Origin of the sequence: Paenibacillus sp. S29 (assembly GCF_049319765.1) — a bacterium.
GTDB classification, from domain to species: Bacteria; Bacillota; Bacilli; order Paenibacillales; family Paenibacillaceae; genus Paenibacillus; species Paenibacillus polymyxa_B.
Genome location: NZ_JBMOUI010000004.1, coordinates 15,651 through 39,617 on the forward strand (window position 1 = coordinate 15,651; position 23,967 = coordinate 39,617).

Below are 23,967 nucleotides of genomic sequence, written 5' to 3' on the forward strand. Positions count from 1 at the left end.
CAATGTGAGCACAAAAAAGGACAGGATAAGGAAGTTTCCCTTATCTCTGTCCTCGTTACCTGAGAGTTTCGTGCGGTGTTCTTACCGCCTTACCCCTTGGGTGGCTTGCGCTCTCTCCAGAGTTGCGTCAGATGACGATACATGGACCTGAGAGATTATCCGCCAGCCGGGTGCTGGCGTCTTGCTCCTTCGGTGCCGCCAGAGTGTAGGCTCCCTGGACAGACTCTCCCGTCATCTTCATTCGCGTATACCGTTCTACATGTCTTCCTTAGGGTAATGTATGCCGTGCTCGGTGTCAATCACAGGGTTCAATTTTTACATAAACAGGTGCGTTTCCAATAAAAAAGATTAAAATTTACATAATTATGGATGAAATCAGGAAGGAATTAGAAGATTGGCGGCTAATCTGATAAAGGACAAGTACATTTATGGAAAACATAGGAGGGATATTGACGTATGGTAAAAGGCTTGCGGTTCACAGGTTCACGCTTAAAAGGGATGCTGCATCTAGCAGCAATCGTATCACTGCTGATCGGGATCTTCGTACCATTCGGTCAGGTCAAGGCAGAGGGAGCATTGACAGTAGCCGAAGCACTTCAGGGCCAAAGCAGTGGAGGTACGGTGACGGTGGAAGGCTACATCGTCGGACATGCTACCGGATCGAAAACGACTAACTTTTCTTCTCCGTTCGCGAATGATTTTAACGTACTGATTGCCGATCAGGCAAATGAACGTAATACGTCTAATCTATTGGATGTACAGCTGACTTCAGCGTACAGAGGGCAATTTGGGCTGTCAGGCCATCCTGAGCTGATCGGCAGCAAAATTCGTGTGACGGGTACACTCGGCGCCTACAATAATTTTGGTGGAGTGAAAAGCCCAAGCGCTGTTGAACTGGTGAGCGGAAGCGAGCCGGGGGAACCAGGTGAACCTGGCAACCCGGGTCAACCCGGTACTACATTGCCGGATGGAAAAGGCAAAAAGGTGCTGTTCGATAATACGCACGCACAGACCGCTGGCGCAGCAGATTGGGTCATTGAAGGCGCCTTCTCCGACTTTGCCAATGGACTGCGTAATGTAGGCTTTACGGTAGACCAATTGAATCGTCCCATTCCTTTTACTTATGGAGAGCAGGCCATAACATATGACAAGCTGCGCCAATATGATGTGTTCATTATTGGTGAAGCGAATGTTGCCTTTAAGGCATCCGAGCAGGCTGCTCTGCTGCAATACGTGAATAACGGGGGGAGCGTCTTCTTCATCTCCGATCATTATAATGCGGACCGTAACAAAAACCGTTGGGATTCCTCCGAAGTTATGAATGGCTACCGTCGTGGAGCCTATACTAATCCGGCCAAAGGCATGACTGCAGAAGAAGCTGCATCACCGGCGATGCAAGGATTAACAAGCTCCGATTGGCTGGCGACCAACTTTGGTGTTCGTTTCCGTTATAATGCGCTTGGTGACGTGAATGCTACTGACATTGTAGCCGCAGATCAATCTTTCGGTATTACCAAGGGTGTGCGCTCGATTGCAATGCATGCAGGATCTACGCTGGCTATTATTGATCCTACCAAGGCTAAAGGCATTGCTTATATCCCTTCAGGCACGAAAAAATGGGGGAATGCTGTAGACCAGGGAGTTTATAACGGCGGGGGCCGTGCGGAAGGACCTTATGCTGCTATCTCCAAGGTAGGTCAAGGCAAGGCAGCGTTCATCGGTGATTCTTCCCCTGTAGAAGATGCTACACCGAAATATGTGCGTGAGGAAAACGGACAGTCGAAGAAGACATATGATGGTTTCGAGGAAGTGGATGATTCCACCTTCCTGGTGCAAACGGTCCAATGGCTTGCATGGAAGCAGGACTACACGAAATTGTCTGATGTGGCAGGTTTGACTCTGGATCAACCAACGAAGCTTCTGCCATTCGAGGAGCCTGCGGCTTCCACGGAACCGCAGGCTGAGCCTTGGTCTGCTCCGGCAGCAGGCTACAAATGGTATGATCCTAGAACGTTCAAGTCTGGCTCCTATGGAGCGGCTTCGTAATTATCGTGAGGAGCTCAATGTGAGCTGGTGCTAATTAGTCGTTTGATCCCTGTAGAGGGATCAGGCGACTTTTTTTGTGATGAAAATTAACCTGTGGTTGGTTATTTCATTACATTTTGTGCCAGAAAGGCCGTGCTACTGCTGGATCATTGATTTTTTAAATGATGTTGATAGCATAATCTTAATTGATATATCCATATACTGGTGATAGGATGTATTCAAATTATTCCGACAAAAACGGTATGTAATGTTTATGAGAGGTTTTAAACATCAAACATGGTGAGAATAAGCGGGACAAGACCATGGAGAATGGAGGAAGCGCGCATTGAATACCGAACCCGTGTTGGAAATTAAAGGATTATCCGTCTCTTTTCGCATCAAGGATCAATATCACCCCGCAGTCGACCATTTGGATCTGACGGTCAACCCCAATGAAGTGCTGGCTGTAGTCGGAGAATCTGGCTGTGGCAAAAGCGCGCTGGCGCTTTCTATCCCGCAACTGCATGACATGGAACGCACACGTGTAGAGGGAGAGGTCCTTTTTAAAGGCACGGACCTAAACCGTCTTTCTTCAGGACAAATGAATAAAATCCGCGGAGCGGGCATTGGCATGATTTTTCAGGACCCGCTGACAGCACTCAACCCGTTGATGAGCATTGGCAAGCAGATTGAGGAAAATCTTGATTATCATACGTCACTATCTACGAAGCAAAAAAGGGAACGTGTGCTGGAGCTGCTGGAAAGCGTAGATATACCGAATCCTGTGCGTGTGTATGAGCAGTATCCGCATGAACTGTCAGGAGGGATGCGGCAGCGTGTGATGATCGCGATTGCCATAGCTTGCCGACCTTCTCTTATTATTGCAGATGAACCAACTACTGCGCTCGATGTAACGATCCAATCGCAAATTCTCGACTTGCTCAAACAGCTTCAACAGGAGACTGAGAGCGGAATTATCCTGATTACGCACGATCTTGGAGTTGTGGCAGAAGTAGCCGACCGCGTGGTGGTCATGTATGCCGGAGAAATCGTGGAGAGCGCTGATGTTTTTGAATTATTCAGGCATCCACAGCATCCGTATACGCGTTCTTTGCTTGCTTCTATGCCGGGATCTCATACCAAGGGGGAATCACTGCATGTCATCGGCGGTATTGTTCCCTCATTACAAGATATCCCCCGCAATAGTTGCCGCTTTGCTCCGCGTATTCCCTGGATTCAGCAGAGAGTGCATGAAGACCATCCCCAACTAAATGAAATTTCCCCTGGACATTGGGTCCGTTGTACATGTTATCAGCATTTTCATTTTGAAGACGAGGCAAAGGGGGAGGCTGCTCATGGCACTACTAGAGTTAAATGATCTGAGGGTCCACTATCCGGTGCGCGGTGGTTTCTTCCAGCGTGTTATCGATCAGGTGAAAGCAGTGGATGGCGTGTCGATCAGCATTGAGGCAGGCCAGACATACGGGCTGGTGGGAGAATCCGGCTGTGGAAAAACGACGACAGGCAGGACGATCATCGGTCTAAATAAGCTGACGAGCGGACGGATTCTGTTTAAAGGAAAGGACCTTACAGCTCTGAGCCGTAACAATCGCCATCCACTGCGTAGAGATATTCAGATGATTTTTCAGGACCCATACTCTTCACTCAACCCGCGTAAGCGCGTATTGGATGTCATTGCTGAACCGTTGCGAAATTTTGAAAGGCTGAGCAGTGAGGAAGAACGAAGGAAAGTACAGACGTTGCTGGAAAAGGTCGGCTTGAATGCCGATGCAGCCTACAAATATCCGCATGAATTTTCCGGGGGGCAGCGGCAGCGGATCGGGATCGCGCGTGCGCTTACATTAAACCCCAAGCTGATCATTGCAGATGAGCCGGTGTCGGCGCTGGACGTTTCCGTGCAGGCACAGGTGCTTAATTTTATGAAGGATGTGCAGCGGGAGTTTAATTTAACGTATTTGTTCATTAGTCATGACCTAGGTATTATCCGCCATATGTGTGACCAAATCGGTATTATGTACCGAGGACGTCTAGTGGAACAGGGGAGCGAGCAAGACATTTATGAGCGTCCACAGCATCTGTATACCCAGCGCCTCATTGCAACCATTCCCAATATTGATCCTACAAAACGACTGGAAAATGCCCAAAAAAGGCGAATGCTTTTATCCTCCTACAAAACAGAGCTACCCCAACATCTAGACGCGAGTGGAAAGCCGTTTGCACTAAAATCAGTAAGTCCATCCCATCAAGTCGCGCTACCATAAGGGGGGTACAGAATATGTGGAAATTTACACTGCGTCGGCTGCTGGTTATGATCCCTCAACTTTTTGCACTGAGCGTGCTTATATTTTTCCTAGCTAAGGCTATGCCGGGGGATGCCCTGACAGGACTTATTACCTCGACACCCAATCTGAATCCGGCCGCACTGGAAGAACAGCGACAAAAACTGGGACTGAATGATCCGGTGTGGGTGCAGTATGGGAACTGGCTCGTCCAGCTTGCTCACGGGGATCTGGGCAAATCTTATGTACATAAAATTAGCGTTACCGATCTGATTGGCAGCCGTCTGGGGAACACGTTCTTTCTGGGCGTAGTAATTCTGGTTCTGACGTATCTGATCGCCATTCCGCTCGGCGTACTCAGCGGTCGTTATCAGCATAGTTTGCTGGATAAAACCGTAGTGGGCTATACCTATCTCAGCTTTGCGACACCTCTATTTATACTCGCGTTGTTGTTGCTGTACGTATTCGGATTCAGGCTCGGCTGGTTTCCAACCAGCGGCAGTGTGGATGTAGGCGTGGAGCCGGGAACATGGGCATATTACGTGAACAAGTCGTATCATCTCATTTTACCTGCGGTTACAGGCGCATTGCTCAGTACAACGGCTACGATTCAGTATTTGCGCAATGAGGTCATTGACACAAGACTGAAGGATTTTGTGAAAACAGCGCGTTCCAAAGGGGTGCCCGAAGGTAAAATTTATTCCCGCCATATTTTCAAAAACTCTCTATTGCCGATTGCTGCCTTTTTGGGCTATGACCTGACGGGAGTAATTGCAGGCAATATTTTTCTTGAATCTATTTTCGGTTATCCGGGGTTGGGCCAATTATTTCTCCAGTCCATCACTCAACGGGATTTTTCAGTCGTGAACGCGCTGGTCATGATCTCTGGCTTCTTGGCGCTATTAGGAACTCTTTTATCTGATGTCATCCTAAGCAAAGTCGATCCCCGCATTCGAATTGAATAGCGAACAAGTCTAGAGAAAGGGAGGGATTATGGTGTCTATACAGGTGGAGGAGGTCTTCACGCCGGAAATCATTCGTAAATCACCATCCAGTTGGTCTGTACTGCGTCGTGAGCTGGTGCGTGACAAAATGTCCTTGGTTTCCATTGGCTTTGTAATTCTGTTCTTGATCTTTATATATGCCTCTGTCCTGTTTGTAAATCAGGATGTAGTCACGACGGTCGATTTGGGCGCGATCCGTGAAGCTCCAGGCTCAGTGCATTGGCTGGGGACAGATCGAGCGGGCAGGGATATTTTCGGTCAGCTGGTCATTGGAGCTCGCAATTCCTTCACCATCGGCTTTACGATTACATTGTTATCCGCCGCTATTGGCTTAACGTTAGGTTTGCTGGCTGGTTTTTATGGGGGACTGGTCGATAACATCATCATGCGGATCATTGATTTTATTCTGGTGCTTCCGTTTTTGATGCTGGTTATCGTATTTGTCAGCATTGTACCCAAAAGCGGCATAGGGTCCTTTATTTTCATTATGACTGCCTTTTTATGGATTGGAAAAGCACGTCTGATCCGGGCCAAGGTGTTGTCGGAGCGCGAACTGGATTATGTGCAGGCTTCGAAAACCCTTGGCACACCTAATTGGAAAATCATCTGGTTTGGCGTGCTGCCCAATCTTAGCTCGGTCGTGATCGTCAATCTGACCCTCAGTCTCGCGGGAAATATCGGGATTGAGACCGGTCTTTCTTATCTCGGCTTTGGCTTACCGGAATCTACTCCAAGCTTGGGTACACTGGTGAGTTATGCCAATGACCCGGATGTTTTGCAGAATAGCTGGTGGATGTGGTTGCCTGCCTCACTGCTTATTTTGGTGCTAATGCTGGCGATTAACTTTATTGGCCAGGCGCTCAAACGCGCCACGGATGCCAGACAACGATTGGGTTAACTGAAGTTCAAGGATAAGGACAATGACAAGGAGGGATTTACAATGGTTAAACGCTGGAAAAAAGGAATTCTGCCTGTTCTATCTGCAATTTTGGTATTTTCACTGGCCGCATGCAGCGGTTCGCCTTCCGCTTCAAATGGAGGGAAATCGTCTGACGGTACAGGCGGCTCAGGGTCCGACAGCAAGCAGGTGAATGCGACAGCGCTGGCGAAGGCGGTCAAGAACGATAAGGCGCCGATTAAGGGTGGCATCATCAATTATGCACTCGTGTCTGATACCCCTTTTGAAGGTATTCTGAATCCTGTATTTTATGAAGGCAATCCTGATTTTGAAGTCTTCCAGTTTTTCTACCCTTCTATGTTTTCGATTGACTCCAATCTGAATATTGATGATAAAGGAGCGGCGACAATTTCCTTTTCCCCAGACAATAAGGCGGTGACTGTCAAAATTGATCCCAAGCTGAACTGGACGGATGGTAATCCCGTAACGGCAGAGGACTATGCTTTTTCCTATGAAGTGATTGGTCATAAAGACTATGAAGGTCCGCGTTATGATAGCTTTATGACCAACATTGTGGGCATGGAGGATTATCACGCGGGTAAGGCCAAAACCATTTCTGGCATCAAGGTGCTGAATGAGAAAGACGTTACCATTCACTTCAAGGAACCTAATCCTTCGGTGAAATCGGGGCTTTGGTCTACACCACTGGAGAAAAAGGTATTTCAGAATATTCCCGTGAAAGATATGGCCGGATCTGATCCTGTCCGTAAAAATCCGATTGGCTATGGGCCGTTCAAAATTAAATCCATGGTCACAGGTGAATCTGTGGAATTCGTCAAAAATGAAAATTATTTCCACGGTGAGCCCAAGTTAGATGGCCTTCATCTGAAGGTGGTGAACCCGAATGTCATTACCGAGGCGCTGAAAAGTGGAGAAGTCGACTGGGCCAGCTATCCAACCACCCGTTACAATGAGGCCAGCAATCCGAAAAATGTACAGTTTCTCGGTCAGGAGGAATTATCTTATAGCTATGTAGGCTTTAAGATGGGCAAATTCGATCAGGCCAAGAATCTAAATATCATGGACCCGAACGCCAAGCTGGCGAACAAGTCATTGCGTCAGGCCCTCGGCTATGCGCTGAATAATGAGCAGGTCGGCAAGCAGCTCTATCATGGACTTCGGATTCCAGCAACATCCCTGATTCCGCCTGCCTTTAAGGGATATCATGATATGAATGCAAAGGGCATCACGTATGACCCGGACAAGGCGAAAAAGCTGCTGGACGAGGCAGGCTATGTGGATACCAATGGAGATGGATACCGTGAGGACCCTAAGGGCAAGGAACTGGTACTCCATTATGCAGCAATGAGCGGGGATGCGACAGCCGAATCGCTGGCGAAGTTTTATTTGCAAAATTGGAAGGATGTCGGGCTTCATGTCGAACTGGTGGACGGTCGTCTGCTTGAGTTCAATTCTTTCTATGACCGTGTGCAAAAGGATGACCCCGGCATTGATATTTTTGGCGGCGCATGGAGTACAGGTACAGATGTAAACCCTAGTGGGCTGTATGGACGCGGAGCCAGCTTTAACTACTCGCGCTTTACCAGTGAAGAGAATGATAAGCTGTTGCAGGAAGGGGTGTCTGTGAAAGCCTTTGACGACAATTATCGTAAAGATATATACAATCAGTGGCAGGCGTATATGAGCGAGGAGGCACCCATCGTACCGACGTTATTCCGTTACTCGTTAGAGGCAGTGAATAATCGGGTAGCCAATTACGATATTACTCGTGGCAAGGAGTATGATGCAGACACGTTTGCGAATATTACGTTGACTGCGGAAAAAGCAGAAGTAGCCCAATAATCTCAAAAAAGCGCAATAACCTGAAGAAGAAGCGCGAACCGGATGGATCCGATTTTGCGCTTCTTTTGACCTTTTCATGCAATCATTCTGGGGATTCTCGAAGGGAGAGAAGGAAGACGGAAATACGTCAGCTTCAATACTTCATTGCCGTATGCGAGGAACTACATTTTACGAAAGCTTCGGAAAAGATTGGAATCTCCCAACCCACGCTTAGCTTGCAAATCAAGGCGCTGGAGGAGGAATTGGGCATGACGCTTTTTGACCGTGCAGGTAAGAAAATTAAAATGACAGATGCCGGGAAATTGTTGCTGCAACACAGTGCACATGCGCTCAAGGATTTACAGCAAGCAAAGGCTTCCATTGAGGAGTTGCGCACCGAGCAACGCGGGAGTTTGCGGATTGGTATCGCATTACCGGAGCTGGAGGAGTCATTGCATGAAATGCTTATCCATTTTCATCAGTCATTTCCTAGAGTCAGCCTGCACATCCATCCATCATTTGATGTAACAGAACAGCTGCTGGATAACCGAATGGATGTTGGCATTACGCTGCATTCGGGTACGGATGAAAGGCTTGTCCAGCTTCCTCTTCGTACGGAGAACTACTGTCTTGTTGTTCCGGTAGAGCATGTGTTTTCCAACCGATCTTCCATTACGCTGGACGAATTGAGGCATGTATCCTGGGCGATGCAGCCAGAGTGTCATCCCGGCAGGAAGCTGATTGAGAAGTGCTTCCGGGATCGCGGGTATCCCTTTGCAACCGTCTTGGAGACAAATTCCATACCTTCAATCCTGCGCTGGGTGCAGGAGGGACTTGCCGTAACCCTACAGACGGAGTCCCTTGCGGCAGAATTGGATCGCTCACAATTTTGCACTGTACCTATTTTGTGCGGCGTGCTCCAGGGTCAGCTAGAGTTGATTTATCGGTCTGGCCGTTATCAGGGAGAAGCATTGAAGCGATTAATTGAAAAGATACAAGCTGTATTAACAGTGCGTTCCAACTAGTGGCAACGCTGATGAGTATCACGAGCTTTAATGTGTACGAACTTCCAGCCTGCGTGCAATCAGTGACATACTGTAATTGACAGCAAAGTACAGGAAAGCTGCGAACAGCAGGGCTGGAATGACAAAGGATTGATTTTGCCCACCGACAATCTGAATGTTATGCGTCAGCTCCGGCAAACTGATAATGACAGCCAGTGAGGTATCCTTGAATAGGGAAATGAACTGGCTGACAATCGGGGGCACCATGCGACGAAGCGCTTGGGGCAGAATGATATGCCATAAGGTTTGAGAGTAGCTTAGACCGGAGGAACGTGCGGCTTCCACCTGTCCTTTATGGACCGAATTCAGACCGCTGCGCACAATCTCGGCGATCATGGCTCCCTCGAAGATCGACAGGCCTGTAATGGCTGCCCACTTGAGGGAAATCGACAATCCGATGGATGGTAAAACCATACCGATGAAGAAAATAATGAGCAATAATGGAAGATTGCGAATGAGATCAATGATAAAGGCTGCAACCTGTGAAATGACAGGTAAGCGGGTATAGCGCAGGATGCCGAATAAGATACCGAGAACGAAGCTGAACACGATAGAGTAAATAGCAACCTCCAGCGTGAGCAGGAAGCCCTCCAGTATAAAACGCACATTAGGCCACACAAATAATCCACCGAAATCCATACGGGCTTCCCTCCTTAGGATGTTTTGGACAGACGCCGTTCCATATATAGTACAAGAAAGCTAAGCGGAACCGTCAAGATAAGATACAACAGCGCCGTGATGGCGTAGACTGTGATGGGCAGGAAGGTATCCGAGTTAATGAGGTCCGAGTAATACATTAGGTCCAGTCCGGCCACAATAGCCAGCACGGAAGAGTTTTTGACCAGATTAATGAATTGGTTGCCGATTGCAGGCAGTACAATTTTGATGGCTTGCGGTAAAATAATGCTGATCATCGTCTGGTTGTAACTCAACCCGGAGGACCTTGCCGCTTCAAATTGCCCCTTGGGCACAGATTGAATGCCGGCACGTATGGCTTCAGCAATAAAGGAGGCCGTGTATACGGTCAATCCAAGCGTTCCAGATACGAATCCGTCCAAAGGGATGCCCAAAGTGGGAAGCCCGAGATAAAAAAACAGTACGACGATCAGCAATGGGATATTGCGGATGACCTCTACATAGACGGTACCGATCCAGTTCAGCCATTTAAAAGGCGCAATTCGGAGGATGGCAATAATAGCCCCTAGAATAAAGCTTCCGATCAAGGCAATGACACTAGCTTGAACGGTATGAAGCAAGCCTTCTCTGAAACGGTCGCTATGATCAAAAAGTACGTTGATATCAAAAGTAAGCATCTGCGAATGTACCTCCTTATCCAGACCTAAGAAAGGAAGGAGCTCGCAATCGCGGCTCCTTCACAAGAATACTATTCGGGTTTAACCCCAAGCCATTGCTCGTGGAGCTTATCGTATTCACCGTTGCTTTTCAGTTCCTTGATCGTATCATTAATGGCTTGCAGCAGTTCAGACTGTCCTTTCTTCACTGCAATGCCGTAAGGTTCCTCTGTGAAGTTCCCGCCTACAAGAATATAATTCGGATCTTGCTTCTGCATGCCGAGCAGAATAGAGTTATCGGTAGTTAACGCTTCTCCTTTACCTGCTTTGAGGGCGTTGAAAGCATCCTGATAGTTTTCGAATTCCAATATCGTTGCTTCAGGAGCTTTTTCACGGATATTTTTGGCGGAAGTAGAGCCTTTCACGGCGAGCACCTTGGTTTTTGGGGTCAGAGATTCCAGCCCGGTGATGGGGCTCCCCTTTTTCACGAGCAGAGATTGCCCGGCGTTAAAATAGACGTCGCTGAAATCAACCTGTTTTTTACGTTCATCCGAAATGGTCATCGTCGCGATAATGGCGTCAATGTCCCCGTTTTGCAATAAGGTGATTCGTGTTTTGGACGTGACCTCTTTTAGTTCAAGTTTGGTTTCATCGCCAAAAATATGTTTGGCTACAGCCTTAGCGATGTCGATATCAAAGCCTTCTACTTTTCCGCTAGCCGGGTCTTTCAGTCCGAACAGCTTGGTATCGTATTTAACCCCAACGACCAGTTTGCCACGCTGTTTGATCGCTTCCAGCCCGTTGGCTGCTGCCGGCTCATTCCCCGACGTTGCTGCTCCTTCTTTGCCTCCACAGCCTGCCAAGACGAGCAGACAAGATAAAGCTACCAGCACCAAAGTACTCCATTGAAATCTTTTTCTCATCAGAACATTCCCCTTTCGATTTACGCAACATTGGTAGTCTGTTTAATGATGAATCAGACGGCTCAGGAACAGGCGAGCCCGTTCCTCACCCGGATTCTGGAAAAATTCGGCAGGTTGGCTGTCTTCCAAAATCTGTCCTTTATCCATAAAAATCACGCGGTCCGCCACTTCACGTGCAAAGCCCATTTCATGAGTGACAATGACCATTGTGATGCCCTGATGGGCGAGCGAGCGCATAACATCCAGCACCTCTCCGATCGTTTCGGGATCAAGAGCTGAAGTAGGCTCGTCGAACAACATAATTTTTGGATTCATCGCGAGCCCACGGGCGATCGCGACCCGCTGCTGCTGTCCACCGGACAATTGGGCGGGGTAGCTCTGTGCCTTTTCTTCGATTCCGACGCGCTTTAGATAGGTGATGGCTGTTTGAGTAGCTTCTTCTTTCGAGATGCCCAGTACCTTCATAGGTGCCAGTACAATGTTTTCAATCACCTTTTTGTGTGGATACAGATTGAAATGTTGGAACACCATCCCGATGTTGCGGCGGAAGGCATTAATATCAATCTTTTTGTCATGTACAGGGACCTCGTTAACGATCAGCTCCCCATCTGATATCGTTTCCAGACGATTGATGCAGCGAAGCAGGGTGCTTTTACCCGAGCCGGAGGGACCGATGATTACGACGACCTCGCCCTCCTTAATTTGAAGATTGATGTCTTTGAGTACATGGAAGTGACCGTAATGCTTGTTGACATTGCGAAACTGGATCAGAGAGCTCACCCCTTTTAGGCTTGGATACATAGCTTAGTAGACGGATTGACATGATCAAGCTCTATTAGAATTTCAAAATTTCTCTCATGATACTATAAGCTTACAATAAAAAACAAGATTTTATGTCATCAAACTTTACGCGTAGTATATTTTGGTATGTCCTTTTGCTTGTTAACTGCTATTTATATGATAAAATTAAATGAATATTCACAATTTAATGTTATTTAATTTGACATGTAATAATAGCGTTCGACATGCCAAGGGAGAAACGTGACAAAAGCAACGCTATGTTTTACAGTAGGGAAGAAGGAATTTAGGGTAAAGGAAGGTTAGACAATGACGAAAGCTATTTCACCGCTAGTAACGGCATTGGGCATGGAGCCCCATCCAGAAGGCGGCTGGTACAAAGAGATGTGGAAGGCCCATTTCCAAATTCCGAAGCCTGTACTGCCGGATGTGTATTCCGGTCCGCGCTTTGCAGCTTCGTCTACGTATTTCTTGCTGCATCCGGGCGAGTTCTCCGAGTGGCATGTGGTCCATTCTGATGAGCTATGGTTATATCATAGCGGAAGCCCTGTAGAGTTGAAATTGGGTGGAAGCGGAGAAGAGCCTGGTGAAGAAACTGTGATTATCGTCGGTGCGGATGTGGAGGCAGGACAGCATCCACAAGCACTCGTCCCAGGAGCAGTATGGCAAACGGCACGTCCGCTTGGGGATGAGCCCGTGCTGGTAACCTGTGTGGTTGCACCAGGATTCCACTTTGATGATTTCAAGCTGATTGCCAAGAATCCAACTGAATCATGATGTGAGCATTGGCGGGTGTATTTCTGTAATGAACAGGAATGGCCCGCCTGATTTATTTTTACTCATAGAAATAGGTACTTTAAAATGGCTTTAGGTGCTTAGTTTGGCCTGAACAATGAGACGATGGGTGGGGTTTACGAGAGGGTCACATGTAATCAGCGTGAGCAGCTTTTGTTTTTTGAAGCTTTTCAGAACAGACACGTCCGTAGGATCAACCACCTTCAGGCTATAAACGCTATATACATATTGGTTACCCCGAGTGTTGACAACAATCTTATCCCCAATCTTCAATTCATTTAGACGATTAAATAAACGTCCAGAGGTACGGGCCCGATGAGCAGCAATGGCGGCATTCCCCGCTTGTCCCAGCGTCCCCGTTTCCGGCATATGTACAGCCGCGTGTCTCATATTTATCCTCGTTGCGCCTTCCAACACAGGGAGCTTTAAAGCAATACGACTTATACTAATAGTGGCTATGGGAGTTTGTTCATTAGCGCTTGCCATGGGAGCAGGAGGTGGGGAAGTATTTTGTCGCGCTTCACTAACCGGAACTTCCGTAAGACGAGTAGACAAGCGAGCATAGCTGTCCGTAAGACTGGCGGTCCATAGCGCATCGCTTTTTCCTGTTGGTAGCTCGGCTGCTTTTAATAGCTTGCTTTGTTCCCGATCCTCATTCCATTCCGTCGCTTTAGGAAACAAAATAAAAAGTAAGCCTAACACAATGAATACGTAGGAAAGTTTACGCAGACGCAGCAATCTCGCCTCCCCTAAGCAAAGTACGGATTATACATACTTTTTAAAAAAATGCCCCATTCCCGCTCATTCCAATCGGGAATGGAATGAGCCGGGAGATCAGGGCAGGTGATTAATTTTATTTTTTGTTTGTCCGTCTAAATTTCAAAAATACGCCCCATATAACCATCGCTATGCCTGTCAAATAGAACGGAACGGGGCTGCCTTCACCTGTTTGGGGTAATTGATGTACCGCAGGTGTATCCTCTGGCTCTTCAGGTTCTTTCCCTGGAACCTTGAGACGGATCTTAGGTTCGGGATCGTCTTTCGAATCCACCGGAGGAGGAGGATTTTGATGAGGCATAACGGCTGGCAGCTCTGGCTCCGGTGGTATAGGCGCAGGTTCCTCCTGTGGAGGGGCTATGTCCTCCGGAGACTTTGGCAATGACGGAGGCACGGTTATAGACGGAGTATCGGGTATTTCCGGATCTTTGTCATGTTTTTTACCTGAGCCTCCGGACGGGGGTGAAGGGTCTGGATGAGTAGGCGTTCCTGGTCCTGAGGGATTCGTGGGGTCTGTTGGAGTTCCCGGGTCTACAGGTGGTTCAGGGTCGTTTTTCTTTTCTTTACGATTGGTGATCACAACCCTCTTTACGCCAGAGCTTTGCCGCAGTGTTGCGTCTATTTTGATCTCGAGCTTGCCCTCGGTGATTTTATAGCCCTCCGGTGCTGCCAATTCTTCCAAGATGTAATCGTCATGAAGCAAGGAGGAAAAGATGATTTTGCCTTCCTGATTGGTGGTCTGAATGAGAGGGGTTCTTTTTTGACCTTTATCATAGAGCGCAAACTGTGCGCCAGGCAGTACCTTGTCAGGCATATCCTGATCTACCTTGGTCAGCTCAAGACTTTCGGTCACACCCCCGCCAGAACCGGAGCCGGAAGACGTTCGTACGATGATTTCCTGGCTGGTTTCCCGCAGTTCTGTCGTCAAACGATCCCCCTCAAAGGCAACCTTATTACTCACTTTGGCTTTGTCTTCAGCATGAATGAACGATTGGTATTCAAGTATAAAAGCAGTGGAAATATCCTTAGCAAAAGTAAGTTCAAACGTTTGCTGGCCTTGAGCATCTGTCTTGATATACAGCTTGTAATCTTGGTTTCTAATCAACTCGGTGCCCTTGGTGGTATTTCCGTTGGCAGCGATGATTGTAGAGTACAAATGAAAGGAATCCTCAATTAAGATTTGATTGCTGCTAGGCTGGTCTATAATTTTACCGTTGGATACATGGGACTGTCCTTCATTGATGCGGATGCTCCAGTCAATCTTATTTCCATTTTGTGCACCGACTTTAGATACATATTCTCCGCCATGAGGTACCGTGACTTGCGCTGCCCATTCGGAGACAGTTTTTTGTCCATCCAGTAGAAGGGCTTGATTATGGATTTCCTTTTCAATCAGTTCTCCTTCCAATGAAGTTTGAAAGGTAATCCAGTAGGGAGTCTGTATCTTATTTTTGAACTGGATACGCAATTCATTACCATTTTGCTGGGAGGGAGGAATAATGGTGTATTGATCTGCTGGGATTTCAGCCCCTTTTTGTACGCCATCCCACCATCCCAGTAAGGTCATATCGTATACTTTTACGGAGGCGGGCAGTAACTTCTGACCTTGCAACAAGGGGTCTCTCACTTCCGCGTGATTCAGGATCTTGCGATTGTAGTTAGCTTTAATGTCCCAGGTAATGAGCTTGGAGGTCGCATTATAGCTTCCTTGCTTGGCACCGTTTCGTTGTGTCATAAAGTCCGGCCAGATCGGGCACTCCACTTCTTGCGATGATCTTTCTCCGTCTTCAAACTGGTATTCTATATGGGATTTATTACGAAACTCGGGCTTCGTCGTATCCGTTTTCCAGTCATTATTATAGGTAGTTGAATACTTGATTGTATAAGCCTTCTGAATGGCTTTATGAAAAATGAGCGTAAATCCTTGTTTATAGTCCTGTGATAGCGGAATCAGCTCATAATCCGTGGGTGCACGTAGCTCCGTTGTTCCGTCAACACTTTGAATTTTCAGGGTATCCGGTAACAAAGCCAAGCCCCCGTTTGGAAACACATCCTGAATGACGATATTTTTCATGATGTACAAGTCTGTATTGATGGTAATCACCCAAGGTATGATTTTGGTGTTGTAATTGGGTGTGTCATACATTTTAGTCATAACTCCGCTTATGATTTCCGTCGATACAATCTTCTGCGTTCCATCCGAGGTTATGATGTTTATAACTTTTCCATTATCATAGACACGGCCTCTGGCTTGAGTCTGGTATCGGATGGTATAGGCTGAATCTACGTCGAAGTTGAATTGAAGTTTGAAGCCGTTGCGGTCCGGATAATCAACTGGGATGACAGTATACGCCCACGATGGGAGTTCCTCCAGTGTGTTTCCCTTAAATACTTTCAAAGAACCGGGCAGCAATTCTTGAGTTTTATTGAAATGATCAATTAAAAGAGCTTTGGCTTCGGGAATTTTTGTCTCGCTGAAGTTATATCTTATGGCCCACGAGAGTGTTTGTGTGGCATGATCATATTTTTCAACCTTTTTGGACAAAAATTCACCACGTTCCACCTGAACAGTAGCGGTAGCAACAACGTTCTCTATCGCATCTCCTGAAAGCGTTGCTGTGTTGGAGAAACGAGTTTCATCGCCAATAATACGCGTGGAATATTGAATCTGATAGGCCGTGTTAATGCTATCGTCTTGAAAATGAATCACAAACCCTGTCCCGGCTTGATCTGCTTCAATGGCATATTCACTTGCATTCACTAGGTCTCGAACAACGGTCGAGCCGTCGATATTGACTTGTAGATGATAGAGCCGGATAGAGTCTCTTCTGAGTTCCAGCCCTGAAGGAATTGGATCGGTGATGAGGGCATGCTTTACGGTGTTTAGTTGTTTGTTCACATCAATGGTCCAGTCGATCTGATTGGTGCCAGCTATTTTCCCTTGTTTGCTTAGGGTTGGCCCTGACTGGGGTTTTACATTCACGATGACCGTTTGTACCCCGCCTTTGATCGGAATCGCAATGATGATCTCTGTACTGCCTTTCACCGTTTCTTTCGTAAACTCGGTTTTGATTTGCAGTTTGCCGCTGACATTGGAATGATTCTCTACATATTGGTTAAAGGTCATGATCACCTTGCCCTGACGATCTACTGTGAAGTATCCCACGGTTCCGTCGGTAGTGACTAACGGAGATGAGATATCAGTGTAGATGACAAACTGTTCTGGTAAATGAAAGGTGAAGGTGTCCCCTGACTTATAGGTATTGTCAGGAAGCTCCCATTCATAGCCTAGTTGGATGGCTGATCCGATGTCGAATTGGCTGTCTGGACTATATACCGCATCAATGACACGCCCTGTTTCGTCGGTCAGGCTCAACTTCGTTAATATGCTCTGCGGAGCTGCATCATGTTGAGACTTTGAACTGGTTGCTCCTTGAACGAAGGGAACCGTGTTTGAAGGAATCTCCCTAGGAGGTTCAAGGTTTGGGACAACGTATACAGCATCCGTAACGGTATGGTTAGGATCGGATACAGCACTCTGCGGCAGTTCTGGGGCTGGAGCATCTGCGTAAGCCAGCGTTGCGCTGAAAAAGCTTTGGACAATGAGCAATAAGGCAATGATCATTACATTTATTTTTGTTCTCATGCTCCAAGTGATTCTCCTATTCATCGTAATATGGCAATGCTTCGGCGGTTATGTTTTTTCCTTCCCTCCTCCTAGTTCGAAATTAGTATATTCAGCATGCTAGGCTGACATGACTATCCCAATAGAAAAAAAGCCCTGATCATAGCGATCAGGGCTTTCAGGCTGTCGAGAAACCCCCTGTTTTTTTGCAGGGGGTTTAAAACTGTCTTAGTGGTCTAAAAACTAGGGGCCTCAGATCGTTTTAAATCGATTTTTGTTTTAAAAGATGCGTCTCCCCATATAAAAATAGAAGTGTCGAAAAGTCCTCTGGACTTTCTCGACACTCTGAAAGCCCTGATCATAGCGATCAGGGCTTTCTTCGAGAGAGGTAAAGCAATTTGTGATGGATCTATGTAAAAAAGACATAATAAAAAGCTCGTTCATCTGGTAGCTGGCTGCCATCTGGAAAGGAAGGCCCTATAGTTTTGCGTCACTGCCTTTCGACAGTTTTGCCATTAACTTGAATAGCTTGTGCGTCTATCATCTATCAAACTGATTTCATGTAACCTCTCATTTACAACTTTGAACGGTTCCCCCATTTTTTGCGGAAGGAATGAGGTGTTTCTCCTACATGCTCCTTGAATAGGTTAATAAAATGGCTCGTATTGGGAATCCCTACGTACCTTGCGATATCCACAATGGACATGTCACTGGTTTTAAGCCAGCTTTGAGCGGCTGTGATGCGGACATTAATGAGATAATCAATCGGAGAGAAACCGATCTGCTTTTTGAAATTTTTAGCCAGATTAAACTTGTTTAATTCAAACATATCTGCCAGCGAGTCCAGTGTTATTCGCTCACAGTAGGACTGATCCAAATATTTCTGTACCCGACGTACTTCGCTCAGGGTTTCAGCATTCACACACGGATGATCATAGGGATGTTGCAAAATGCACGTTAGTATTTCACCAATGAGCCTGGACGTTAGTAGCTCAGCGGAAAGACTTCTGTCAGACTGCCCACAAATCAGAGCATGGAGCTTATCCAATATAATATGCGGATTATGCATGGAAATGACCGGTTTATTATGCTTGGCAAATTGTTCGTAAAAATTTTCAATCAGATTGCCATACAGGTACAGGCTGATAAACTCCCAGGATTCATGACCGGAGGTGCTGTATTGAACATATTCCTCGCAATTAACAAAGAACAAATCTTGAGGTTTTATGATATATTTCTTGCCCCGGTACAGTAATTCTCCCTTACCAGACAACGTAAAGACAAGCAAAAAAGAGGCAAGTTCTTTCCTTTCCATCATAAAAGCAGAAGTTTTTTGGAAGTAGCCTACTTCCTGGATATACAAAAGGGATTGCTTGGCAAAAGCGGAGGGAGTGCGTACAATAACGACCGGATCGCCATTCCAGAGGCCCACGTTGTTTTTTTGGTCTGTTGTCATATTCAATTCCTTTACAAAAAAGCAATTTTATCTAGCATATCTTGGTTTGAATTACCAATATATAATGACTGATTAAACATGATTCCCTATTTATAAAAGTTTATTTTATCACATCAAATATGTCTATATAGCAAAATATGTGTTTGAATTTTATGGGAGTATCACTTTTTATGGATATATAACCTGGTAATCCATATGAAAAAGTCGAATGCTGTTGAAAGAATCTGGGGTTATCATGGATTCAAATCCTTTCTGAGGTCAAATACCAACATGGTACTGAAAAAAGGTATCTTATGCCCATTCAACTTTCTTGTTCACTTCTCCTTTCGGTTTAAAAAAAATGGGACTTGGTTCTGATAAAATGGTTCGTAAGGCTTATTATTGAAAATAAGAGTTTGGGCCCAGTGCTGTGATTTTGTTCACAAACATGAATGTAAAAAAGAGAGATATATGCATAAAAAATTACGCAAAAAGTGCCCTTGCGCGTTTCATCTCAAGTGCTTTCAACTTTGGAAATGACACGGGCAATGATATGATGGGTAATACAGGTATAGTGCTTTACTTACTCGACAGTCAGTTTGGAGGATTACAGGATGGGAAAACCAAAAAATACGAAAACCGCAGCGGCTTGGTCGCTCGTTATTCTAGGGGCAGGCTTTGCAGCCACATTGCCCTTCCAGCAATATGGCTGGGCTCGTTTGTTAGCCGGAGCTTTTGAGGCAGGACTTGTAGGGGGACTGGCAGACTGGTTCGCTGTCACTGCTTTGTTCCGTCATCCGCTAGGCATTCCGATACCACATACCGCGCTGCTTCCTAAAAATAGGGACAAGCTCACGAATGCATTGGTAAGTACGGTGGAAAATAACCTGCTAAACAAAGACAGCATCGCGTCTAAAATTGCAGATATCCGTTTGGCCGATTTGGTGCTGGGCGGTGTAGAAAAAGGATTGCGCACGCCGGAGGCGGCGGCATCCATAGATGTTCTTGCCAAGCGGCTTGTCCAGTCGCTCCCGCTCGCGGAATTGGCTCCGGTCATCGTGGCGGAGCTCAAGCGGCAGGTGACTGACTTTGACGCCGGACCGCTGCTGGAGTCGCTTGCTCGTCAGACCAGCGCGAAGGGCTATGATCGCCGCGCACTGGATTATACGCTGGAGCAAGCCGAGTCCTGGCTTTTGCGACCCGAAACGGGTTATACGCTGGGTACCTTAGGGATGCAGGCTGTCAGTGGTTTGCAGGTGAGCGGGCTGATGCAGTTTGCTTTGAACGCATTCCTCGGCTATCTGAACGAAGAGCGTATGGGTGAAATGATTCGTCATTTCCTGCTGGATCAGGTAGCAGAACTGCAAAGGGAAGAGCACCCGCGCCGTCAGGCTGTGCTGGATGGTCTGAAAACACAGGTGACCCGATTGGCGACGAAAGATACGGTTCAGGAAGGGTTGAACGGCTGGAAGGATAGCCTTGTTGAAGCTTGGGAAGGCGATGCGTCAGTGCTGGGCAAAATGGAAGAGCTGCGTATACGCTTATTGGACTACATGGAAGACGGAAGCTATGTGCAGACCTATATTTTACCGCTATTGGATCGGATGCTGACTGATTTAAGAGGGAATACCGAGCTGCTGGACAAGATCAATGTGCGAATTGTGGAGGGTATTACTGGACTGGTGGAAGCTAACCATAGTCGGATTGGTAACTTGGTGCGCGAAAATGTAGACAAGATGGATAACAAATCCCTGATTGCACTGATGGAGGACAAACTGGGACAGGATTTGCAGTGGATACGTATTAATGGCGCAGTTACAGGCTTCCTGATCGGTATTGTGCTGACAGGTATCCGTATGCTAATCCATTAGAACAGAAAAAGCGACAGATAGGGTTGTGGAAGCATGAGGCTTTGGCATGAACAATTAATCGACAAGTTACCCCGTCCGCAACTGCTGGGGCAACATCGTGAGTGCTGTGCCCTGCGCGGGAACGGGTGGGGCAAGCCACACGCCACCGTGAATTATGTGTTCGATTATCACCCCATGCTGCTGGTGCGCTATCATAGGCTCATTATGGACGAAATGAAAAGCAGAGGGTACAATGTTGATCCCCTGTGGGAACAGCCGTTGTATCGCGGTAAGCAGTGTGAGCCTTGGGAGGCGGAACTGGGTGAGGAACTGGCAGGCGCGGGTGCATATGTGGAGCATGACGATGAGTATATGAAGGAGTGCTTGGACAACCTGGCTTCCAAGGGTATTTTAATAGAGATTGAAGTGACCTAAAAAGGCGGGCAAGCGGTAGGTTCATCATTCAGATGAAGTGCCGCAAGCCCGCTTTTTATGTGCTTCAATGTTCAGGGTTTGGGAAGAGGTTCGGGATATTAGATTACAGAATCCAGCGTGTGACCTTTTCCAGTGGTTGTCTGGATTTTTCCCGCTTGGGTTCATGAGCACGATAACCGAAGGCAGCAATGACTGAAATATCGAGCAGCCCGTTCTCCAGCAGTCCTTCTTCCTCCAATATGGCATGCACTTGATCGTAGTTAAAGCCCTCAATTGGACAGGAATCAATACCGATCTGAGCCGCTGCTGTCATCATATTGCCTAAGGCAATGTAGGTTTGCTTGGAAGCCCAGTCAAATAACGTACGTTCGTTTTCCAGTAAGCGTTGATTTTCACCCTGGAAAATCTTATAGCGGCCTGGCAGTGAGGCAAAGTCCTCCTCAGACATACCTTTAACCTCTTTATACATATACTCCACGTAAGGAGAATCATAACGAACATCCTTGCGCGCCAAAATCAGGACGACGTGGCTAGCCGCAGGAATCTGCTTTTGACCGCCGCTGGAAACTGCAGCCAGCTTTTCTCTCAATGCCTGATTTTGTACAACTACAAACTGCCATGGTTCAAAACCGACGGAGCTTGGAGAAAGTCGTCCGGTTTCGAGAAGGAACTGAAAATCCTCTTCCGGTATGATGCGATTGGGATCGAATTCTTTCGTGGCGTGCCTGAACAGAAAGGCGTCCAGAATTTCCTGCTTTTTAGCTGATGTATTAGACATAAAATGTACTCCTTTGGGTATAGGTTTAGTTGGTACTCTATGGGTTTTCTGCTACTATAATGAGAGCTGATATCGAATATATAGTTATCATATAGAAAGTTTTTGCAGGGAACAAGTACGCACATATTTGTTCCTTGTCATACGTCTGGGGCTATTGGTTTACACATTCTACAGAAAGAAGGGGTATACATGGCACAGGAGATGGAACATGCAGTTAGCGTTAATTTTGGATGTCCGGTAGCGAAAACCGTCGGGGTTATAGGCGGCAAATGGAAGGGAGTCATCTTGTATCATTTGACCACAGGACCGCGGCGCTATAACGAAATTCGACGGACCTTGCCTAATATTACACAGCGGATGCTAACCTTGCAGTTGCGCGAATTGGAGCGAGATGGCATTGTGCACCGTGAAATTTATAATGAGAACCCACCGCGTGTGGAATACTCGCTTACCCCGTTAGGAGATACGTTAAGGCCGTTGCTGGATTTTATGAGAGACTGGGGGATCTTCTATGGAGAACAGGGTTGCGAGCCTGTGACGACAACTTCCAAATCAGGCAAGCACTTTTGTTAAAGGGGATGAAGAAAGCCCGCCAAATGATTTCATAGAAGACGCCTAAGAAATCATTAGCGGGCGGAATAAGGTCAGATACACTTATTTAAACTCGATGGCTTCGTTCATCTGTGCCCAGGCTGTTTCTCCAATGATACCCAAGCGCCAGATAGCGATTCCTTTGAGGTCATAACGTTTGGCTAAACCGATCTTGGCGTTAACGGTGCTGTCTTTTTCGCTACCCATCGAAATCCCCAAAATGAGCTTGTCCCGCGAGGTTTCTTTCAAGGCCAGTTGTATGGCTTCATCCACCTTTTCCAAAGGCTCAGGAGTAGCCTTCTGTCCGTAATCATAGGCCATGATGATCAGATCGTCCGCCAGATTGCCCAGCGTTTTGTAGTCATAGCCAGAGTAAGAGCTGTTCAGCGGATGCAGAACGACGGTGAGCTTGAGTCCAGCCTGATGCGCTTTGGCCGATAGCTTTTGAATAAAAGCGTTGTAGTCTGAACGCGCTTTAGCTTTATCGCCGCTCCAGCCCAATCCTTCCAGGTCTAGCGTAATGCCTTTAAATTGTTTGTCGGTGGCGGTGCTGACGATTTGGGAAATGGTCTGTTCTTGAAGCTGCGCATTTTCCAAAATCTTGGTCAGCTCGTGATTGCCATCTCCAGAATAGACCATCAGGTAAGGGGAAGTCCCCTGGCTGTCTGCCTCCTGCACAATGGACTCCGGTGTTACGGTTCCAGCGGCTTGAGGCCATTTGTATTCCTTGCCGTTTGTCGTAAATTGTCCGTTCGTATCAATTCGACTCCAGCCGAAGGCAACTGCGTTAAAATCCGGTATTTTAGATTTTTGGTCAAAGGAAGACAGCGCATAGAAGCCTACTGTATACATAGCTTCACGTGGCGATGTAATGGAGACCGTCCGTGTTCCCTGGTTCCAGTTCACCGTGGCTCCAAACTGCTGCCCGAAAAAGCCCAGCGGAATCATGGTGCTGCCGTGCACGGTTTGCGGAGCGGCTGTTAGTTGAACCGTTTGTCCGTCCACTGTGGCATTGCGGCTACCCATCTTTAGAACCACCTGCTTGGTAGCAGAGCCTTGCGCTTTGGTAGCAGTGATGCTTTGGCTGGCTTGATCCCATTTCACTGTAATGCCAAGAGCCTCAGAAATAGCGCGAAAGGGAACCATGGTCGTGCCGTTCATCATGGCAGGTTGTACGGGGAACGGTAATGGATATCCGTCCAGCATAATGCTGATCTTGCTGGCCTCGGCTTGTGCCAAGGGGCTATAGATACCGACTGTGGTACTCAGAAAAATAGCACTAGATAACAGAGCCTTATTTACGATTTTCATCCTATGATCTCCTATGCTCAATAGATTGCAATGCTATCATGTTAGAATCGTGAGGGTTCTACCTATTTTACCAAAAAAATGATAGAAAGGTGAATGTGAAATAATAGGATGAGATGAACCTAAGTATGTATTTAAGCTGAATATTATCGTTTTCTTTCATACCAAAAAAGCTGACCCCTTTTAAATAGGTGTCAGCTTTTCTTTTTAAAACGGTCTTAACCTTT

General features: G+C 46.9%; 20 protein-coding genes, 1 pseudogene and 2 riboswitches. Of the genes and pseudogenes, 12 read left to right on the forward strand and 9 right to left on the reverse strand.

Annotated elements, in window-relative coordinates; all coding sequences use genetic code 11:
* Nucleotides 1-125 precede the first annotated feature (125 nt).
* Nucleotides 126-241, reverse strand: a riboswitch (glycine riboswitch).
* Between the two features lie 215 nt (nucleotides 242-456).
* From ACL9RM_RS07840 to ACL9RM_RS07875, 8 genes and pseudogenes are all read left to right on the forward strand, one after another.
* Nucleotides 457-2,046 carry a DUF6359 domain-containing protein gene (locus ACL9RM_RS07840; RefSeq protein ID WP_250267256.1) on the forward strand — a complete coding sequence of 530 codons (1,590 nt, stop codon included), beginning with the start codon at nucleotides 457-459 and terminating at the stop codon, nucleotides 2,044-2,046.
* Between the two features lie 325 nt (nucleotides 2,047-2,371).
* Complete coding sequence (locus ACL9RM_RS07845; RefSeq protein ID WP_250267257.1) at nucleotides 2,372-3,403, forward strand: ABC transporter ATP-binding protein; 1,032 nt, start codon at nucleotides 2,372-2,374, stop codon at nucleotides 3,401-3,403.
* Nucleotides 3,381-4,307 (forward strand): ABC transporter ATP-binding protein, encoded by a 927-nt coding sequence (locus tag ACL9RM_RS07850; protein ID WP_250267258.1) that lies wholly within the window; start codon nucleotides 3,381-3,383, stop codon nucleotides 4,305-4,307. The genes ACL9RM_RS07845 and ACL9RM_RS07850 overlap by 23 nt, the downstream gene beginning before the upstream one ends.
* A 14-nt stretch (nucleotides 4,308-4,321) precedes the next feature.
* Complete coding sequence (gene opp4B, locus ACL9RM_RS07855; protein WP_250267259.1) at nucleotides 4,322-5,290, forward strand: oligopeptide ABC transporter permease; 969 nt, start codon at nucleotides 4,322-4,324, stop codon at nucleotides 5,288-5,290.
* 28 nt (nucleotides 5,291-5,318) lie between these two features.
* A complete protein-coding gene (locus ACL9RM_RS07860) occupies nucleotides 5,319-6,227 on the forward strand; it encodes an ABC transporter permease (RefSeq protein ID WP_013308435.1) in 909 nt (302 codons plus the stop codon).
* Between the two features lie 42 nt (nucleotides 6,228-6,269).
* Nucleotides 6,270-8,090 carry an oligopeptide ABC transporter substrate-binding protein gene (gene opp4A / locus ACL9RM_RS07865; RefSeq protein WP_250267260.1) on the forward strand — a complete coding sequence of 607 codons (1,821 nt, stop codon included), beginning with the start codon at nucleotides 6,270-6,272 and terminating at the stop codon, nucleotides 8,088-8,090.
* 65 nt (nucleotides 8,091-8,155) lie between these two features.
* A pseudogene (locus ACL9RM_RS07870) lies at nucleotides 8,156-8,332 on the forward strand (LysR family transcriptional regulator); the annotation flags it as partial.
* A 6-nt stretch (nucleotides 8,333-8,338) separates the two neighbouring features.
* A complete protein-coding gene (locus tag ACL9RM_RS07875; RefSeq protein ID WP_414126308.1) occupies nucleotides 8,339-9,094 on the forward strand; it encodes a LysR substrate-binding domain-containing protein in 756 nt (251 codons plus the stop codon).
* A gap of 27 nt (nucleotides 9,095-9,121) precedes the next feature.
* Here the strand turns inward: ACL9RM_RS07875 and ACL9RM_RS07880 are convergent, their stop codons facing one another.
* From ACL9RM_RS07880 to ACL9RM_RS07895, 4 genes are all read right to left on the reverse strand, one after another.
* Nucleotides 9,122-9,772: an amino acid ABC transporter permease gene (locus ACL9RM_RS07880; RefSeq protein ID WP_039270255.1), complete on the reverse strand. Its 651-nt coding sequence runs from the start codon at nucleotides 9,770-9,772 to the stop codon at nucleotides 9,122-9,124.
* A gap of 14 nt (nucleotides 9,773-9,786) precedes the next feature.
* The gene (locus ACL9RM_RS07885; protein ID WP_023986681.1) at nucleotides 9,787-10,446 is read right to left on the reverse strand and encodes an amino acid ABC transporter permease; all 660 of its coding nucleotides are present in this window, start codon (nucleotides 10,444-10,446) and stop codon (nucleotides 9,787-9,789) included.
* A 71-nt stretch (nucleotides 10,447-10,517) separates the two neighbouring features.
* Nucleotides 10,518-11,348: a transporter substrate-binding domain-containing protein gene (locus tag ACL9RM_RS07890; RefSeq protein ID WP_250267262.1), complete on the reverse strand. Its 831-nt coding sequence runs from the start codon at nucleotides 11,346-11,348 to the stop codon at nucleotides 10,518-10,520.
* A 42-nt stretch (nucleotides 11,349-11,390) separates the two neighbouring features.
* On the reverse strand, nucleotides 11,391-12,149 hold the full coding sequence (locus tag ACL9RM_RS07895; protein WP_165178777.1) for an amino acid ABC transporter ATP-binding protein: 759 nt from the start codon (nucleotides 12,147-12,149) through the stop codon (nucleotides 11,391-11,393).
* A gap of 306 nt (nucleotides 12,150-12,455) precedes the next feature.
* Here ACL9RM_RS07895 and ACL9RM_RS07900 point away from each other — a divergent pair, with 306 nt between their 5' ends.
* Nucleotides 12,456-12,923: a cupin domain-containing protein gene (locus ACL9RM_RS07900; protein ID WP_013308442.1), complete on the forward strand. Its 468-nt coding sequence runs from the start codon at nucleotides 12,456-12,458 to the stop codon at nucleotides 12,921-12,923.
* Between the two features lie 90 nt (nucleotides 12,924-13,013).
* Here the strand turns inward: ACL9RM_RS07900 and ACL9RM_RS07905 are convergent, their stop codons facing one another.
* The 3 genes from ACL9RM_RS07905 to ACL9RM_RS07915 form a co-directional block, all read right to left on the reverse strand.
* Nucleotides 13,014-13,679 (reverse strand): class D sortase, encoded by a 666-nt coding sequence (locus ACL9RM_RS07905; protein WP_061831942.1) that lies wholly within the window; start codon nucleotides 13,677-13,679, stop codon nucleotides 13,014-13,016.
* A gap of 115 nt (nucleotides 13,680-13,794) precedes the next feature.
* On the reverse strand, nucleotides 13,795-17,364 hold the full coding sequence (locus ACL9RM_RS07910) for a collagen binding domain-containing protein (protein WP_414126298.1): 3,570 nt from the start codon (nucleotides 17,362-17,364) through the stop codon (nucleotides 13,795-13,797).
* 422 nt (nucleotides 17,365-17,786) lie between these two features.
* Nucleotides 17,787-17,867, reverse strand: a riboswitch (cyclic di-GMP riboswitch).
* A 50-nt stretch (nucleotides 17,868-17,917) separates the two neighbouring features.
* Complete coding sequence (locus tag ACL9RM_RS07915; protein WP_414126297.1) at nucleotides 17,918-18,799, reverse strand: AraC family transcriptional regulator; 882 nt, start codon at nucleotides 18,797-18,799, stop codon at nucleotides 17,918-17,920.
* Between the two features lie 593 nt (nucleotides 18,800-19,392).
* On the opposite strand from ACL9RM_RS07915, the gene ACL9RM_RS07920 reads away from it, so the two are divergent.
* Complete coding sequence (locus ACL9RM_RS07920; RefSeq protein ID WP_250259714.1) at nucleotides 19,393-20,649, forward strand: DUF445 domain-containing protein; 1,257 nt, start codon at nucleotides 19,393-19,395, stop codon at nucleotides 20,647-20,649.
* A 33-nt stretch (nucleotides 20,650-20,682) separates the two neighbouring features.
* Entirely contained in the window at nucleotides 20,683-21,063 is a 381-nt protein-coding gene (locus ACL9RM_RS07925; protein WP_250259712.1) for a TIGR02328 family protein, read from the forward strand.
* A 103-nt stretch (nucleotides 21,064-21,166) separates the two neighbouring features.
* On the opposite strand, the gene ACL9RM_RS07930 is transcribed toward ACL9RM_RS07925, so the two are convergent.
* Nucleotides 21,167-21,841 carry an NAD(P)H-dependent oxidoreductase gene (locus ACL9RM_RS07930; RefSeq protein WP_414126296.1) on the reverse strand — a complete coding sequence of 225 codons (675 nt, stop codon included), beginning with the start codon at nucleotides 21,839-21,841 and terminating at the stop codon, nucleotides 21,167-21,169.
* Nucleotides 21,842-22,030: 189 nt separating this feature from the next.
* Here ACL9RM_RS07930 and ACL9RM_RS07935 point away from each other — a divergent pair, with 189 nt between their 5' ends.
* Nucleotides 22,031-22,414, forward strand: a complete 384-nt coding sequence (locus tag ACL9RM_RS07935; protein ID WP_023986690.1) for a winged helix-turn-helix transcriptional regulator — start codon at nucleotides 22,031-22,033, stop codon at nucleotides 22,412-22,414.
* Nucleotides 22,415-22,495: 81 nt separating this feature from the next.
* Here the strand turns inward: ACL9RM_RS07935 and ACL9RM_RS07940 are convergent, their stop codons facing one another.
* The gene (locus ACL9RM_RS07940) at nucleotides 22,496-23,743 is read right to left on the reverse strand and encodes a stalk domain-containing protein (RefSeq protein ID WP_250267268.1); all 1,248 of its coding nucleotides are present in this window, start codon (nucleotides 23,741-23,743) and stop codon (nucleotides 22,496-22,498) included.
* Nucleotides 23,744-23,967: the final 224 nt, after the last annotated feature.

Coding starts and splice junctions, on each gene's coding strand:
- ACL9RM_RS07885 (WP_023986681.1), bottom strand. CDS start 10,446: ATGCTTACTTTTGATATCAACGTACTTTTTGATCATAGCGACCGTTTC.
- ACL9RM_RS07900 (WP_013308442.1), top strand. CDS start 12,456: ATGACGAAAGCTATTTCACCGCTAGTAACGGCATTGGGCATGGAGCCC.
- ACL9RM_RS07925 (WP_250259712.1), top strand. CDS start 20,683: ATGAGGCTTTGGCATGAACAATTAATCGACAAGTTACCCCGTCCGCAA.
- ACL9RM_RS07935 (WP_023986690.1), top strand. CDS start 22,031: ATGGCACAGGAGATGGAACATGCAGTTAGCGTTAATTTTGGATGTCCG.
- ACL9RM_RS07895 (WP_165178777.1), bottom strand. CDS start 12,149: ATGTATCCAAGCCTAAAAGGGGTGAGCTCTCTGATCCAGTTTCGCAAT.
- ACL9RM_RS07890 (WP_250267262.1), bottom strand. CDS start 11,348: ATGAGAAAAAGATTTCAATGGAGTACTTTGGTGCTGGTAGCTTTATCT.
- ACL9RM_RS07880 (WP_039270255.1), bottom strand. CDS start 9,772: ATGGATTTCGGTGGATTATTTGTGTGGCCTAATGTGCGTTTTATACTG.
- ACL9RM_RS07910 (WP_414126298.1), bottom strand. CDS start 17,364: ATGAGAACAAAAATAAATGTAATGATCATTGCCTTATTGCTCATTGTC.
- ACL9RM_RS07920 (WP_250259714.1), top strand. CDS start 19,393: ATGGGAAAACCAAAAAATACGAAAACCGCAGCGGCTTGGTCGCTCGTT.
- opp4A (WP_250267260.1), top strand. CDS start 6,270: ATGGTTAAACGCTGGAAAAAAGGAATTCTGCCTGTTCTATCTGCAATT.
- ACL9RM_RS07850 (WP_250267258.1), top strand. CDS start 3,381: ATGGCACTACTAGAGTTAAATGATCTGAGGGTCCACTATCCGGTGCGC.
- ACL9RM_RS07875 (WP_414126308.1), top strand. CDS start 8,339: ATGACGCTTTTTGACCGTGCAGGTAAGAAAATTAAAATGACAGATGCC.
- ACL9RM_RS07840 (WP_250267256.1), top strand. CDS start 457: ATGGTAAAAGGCTTGCGGTTCACAGGTTCACGCTTAAAAGGGATGCTG.
- ACL9RM_RS07915 (WP_414126297.1), bottom strand. CDS start 18,799: ATGACAACAGACCAAAAAAACAACGTGGGCCTCTGGAATGGCGATCCG.
- opp4B (WP_250267259.1), top strand. CDS start 4,322: ATGTGGAAATTTACACTGCGTCGGCTGCTGGTTATGATCCCTCAACTT.
- ACL9RM_RS07940 (WP_250267268.1), bottom strand. CDS start 23,743: ATGAAAATCGTAAATAAGGCTCTGTTATCTAGTGCTATTTTTCTGAGT.
- ACL9RM_RS07930 (WP_414126296.1), bottom strand. CDS start 21,841: ATGTCTAATACATCAGCTAAAAAGCAGGAAATTCTGGACGCCTTTCTG.
- ACL9RM_RS07860 (WP_013308435.1), top strand. CDS start 5,319: ATGGTGTCTATACAGGTGGAGGAGGTCTTCACGCCGGAAATCATTCGT.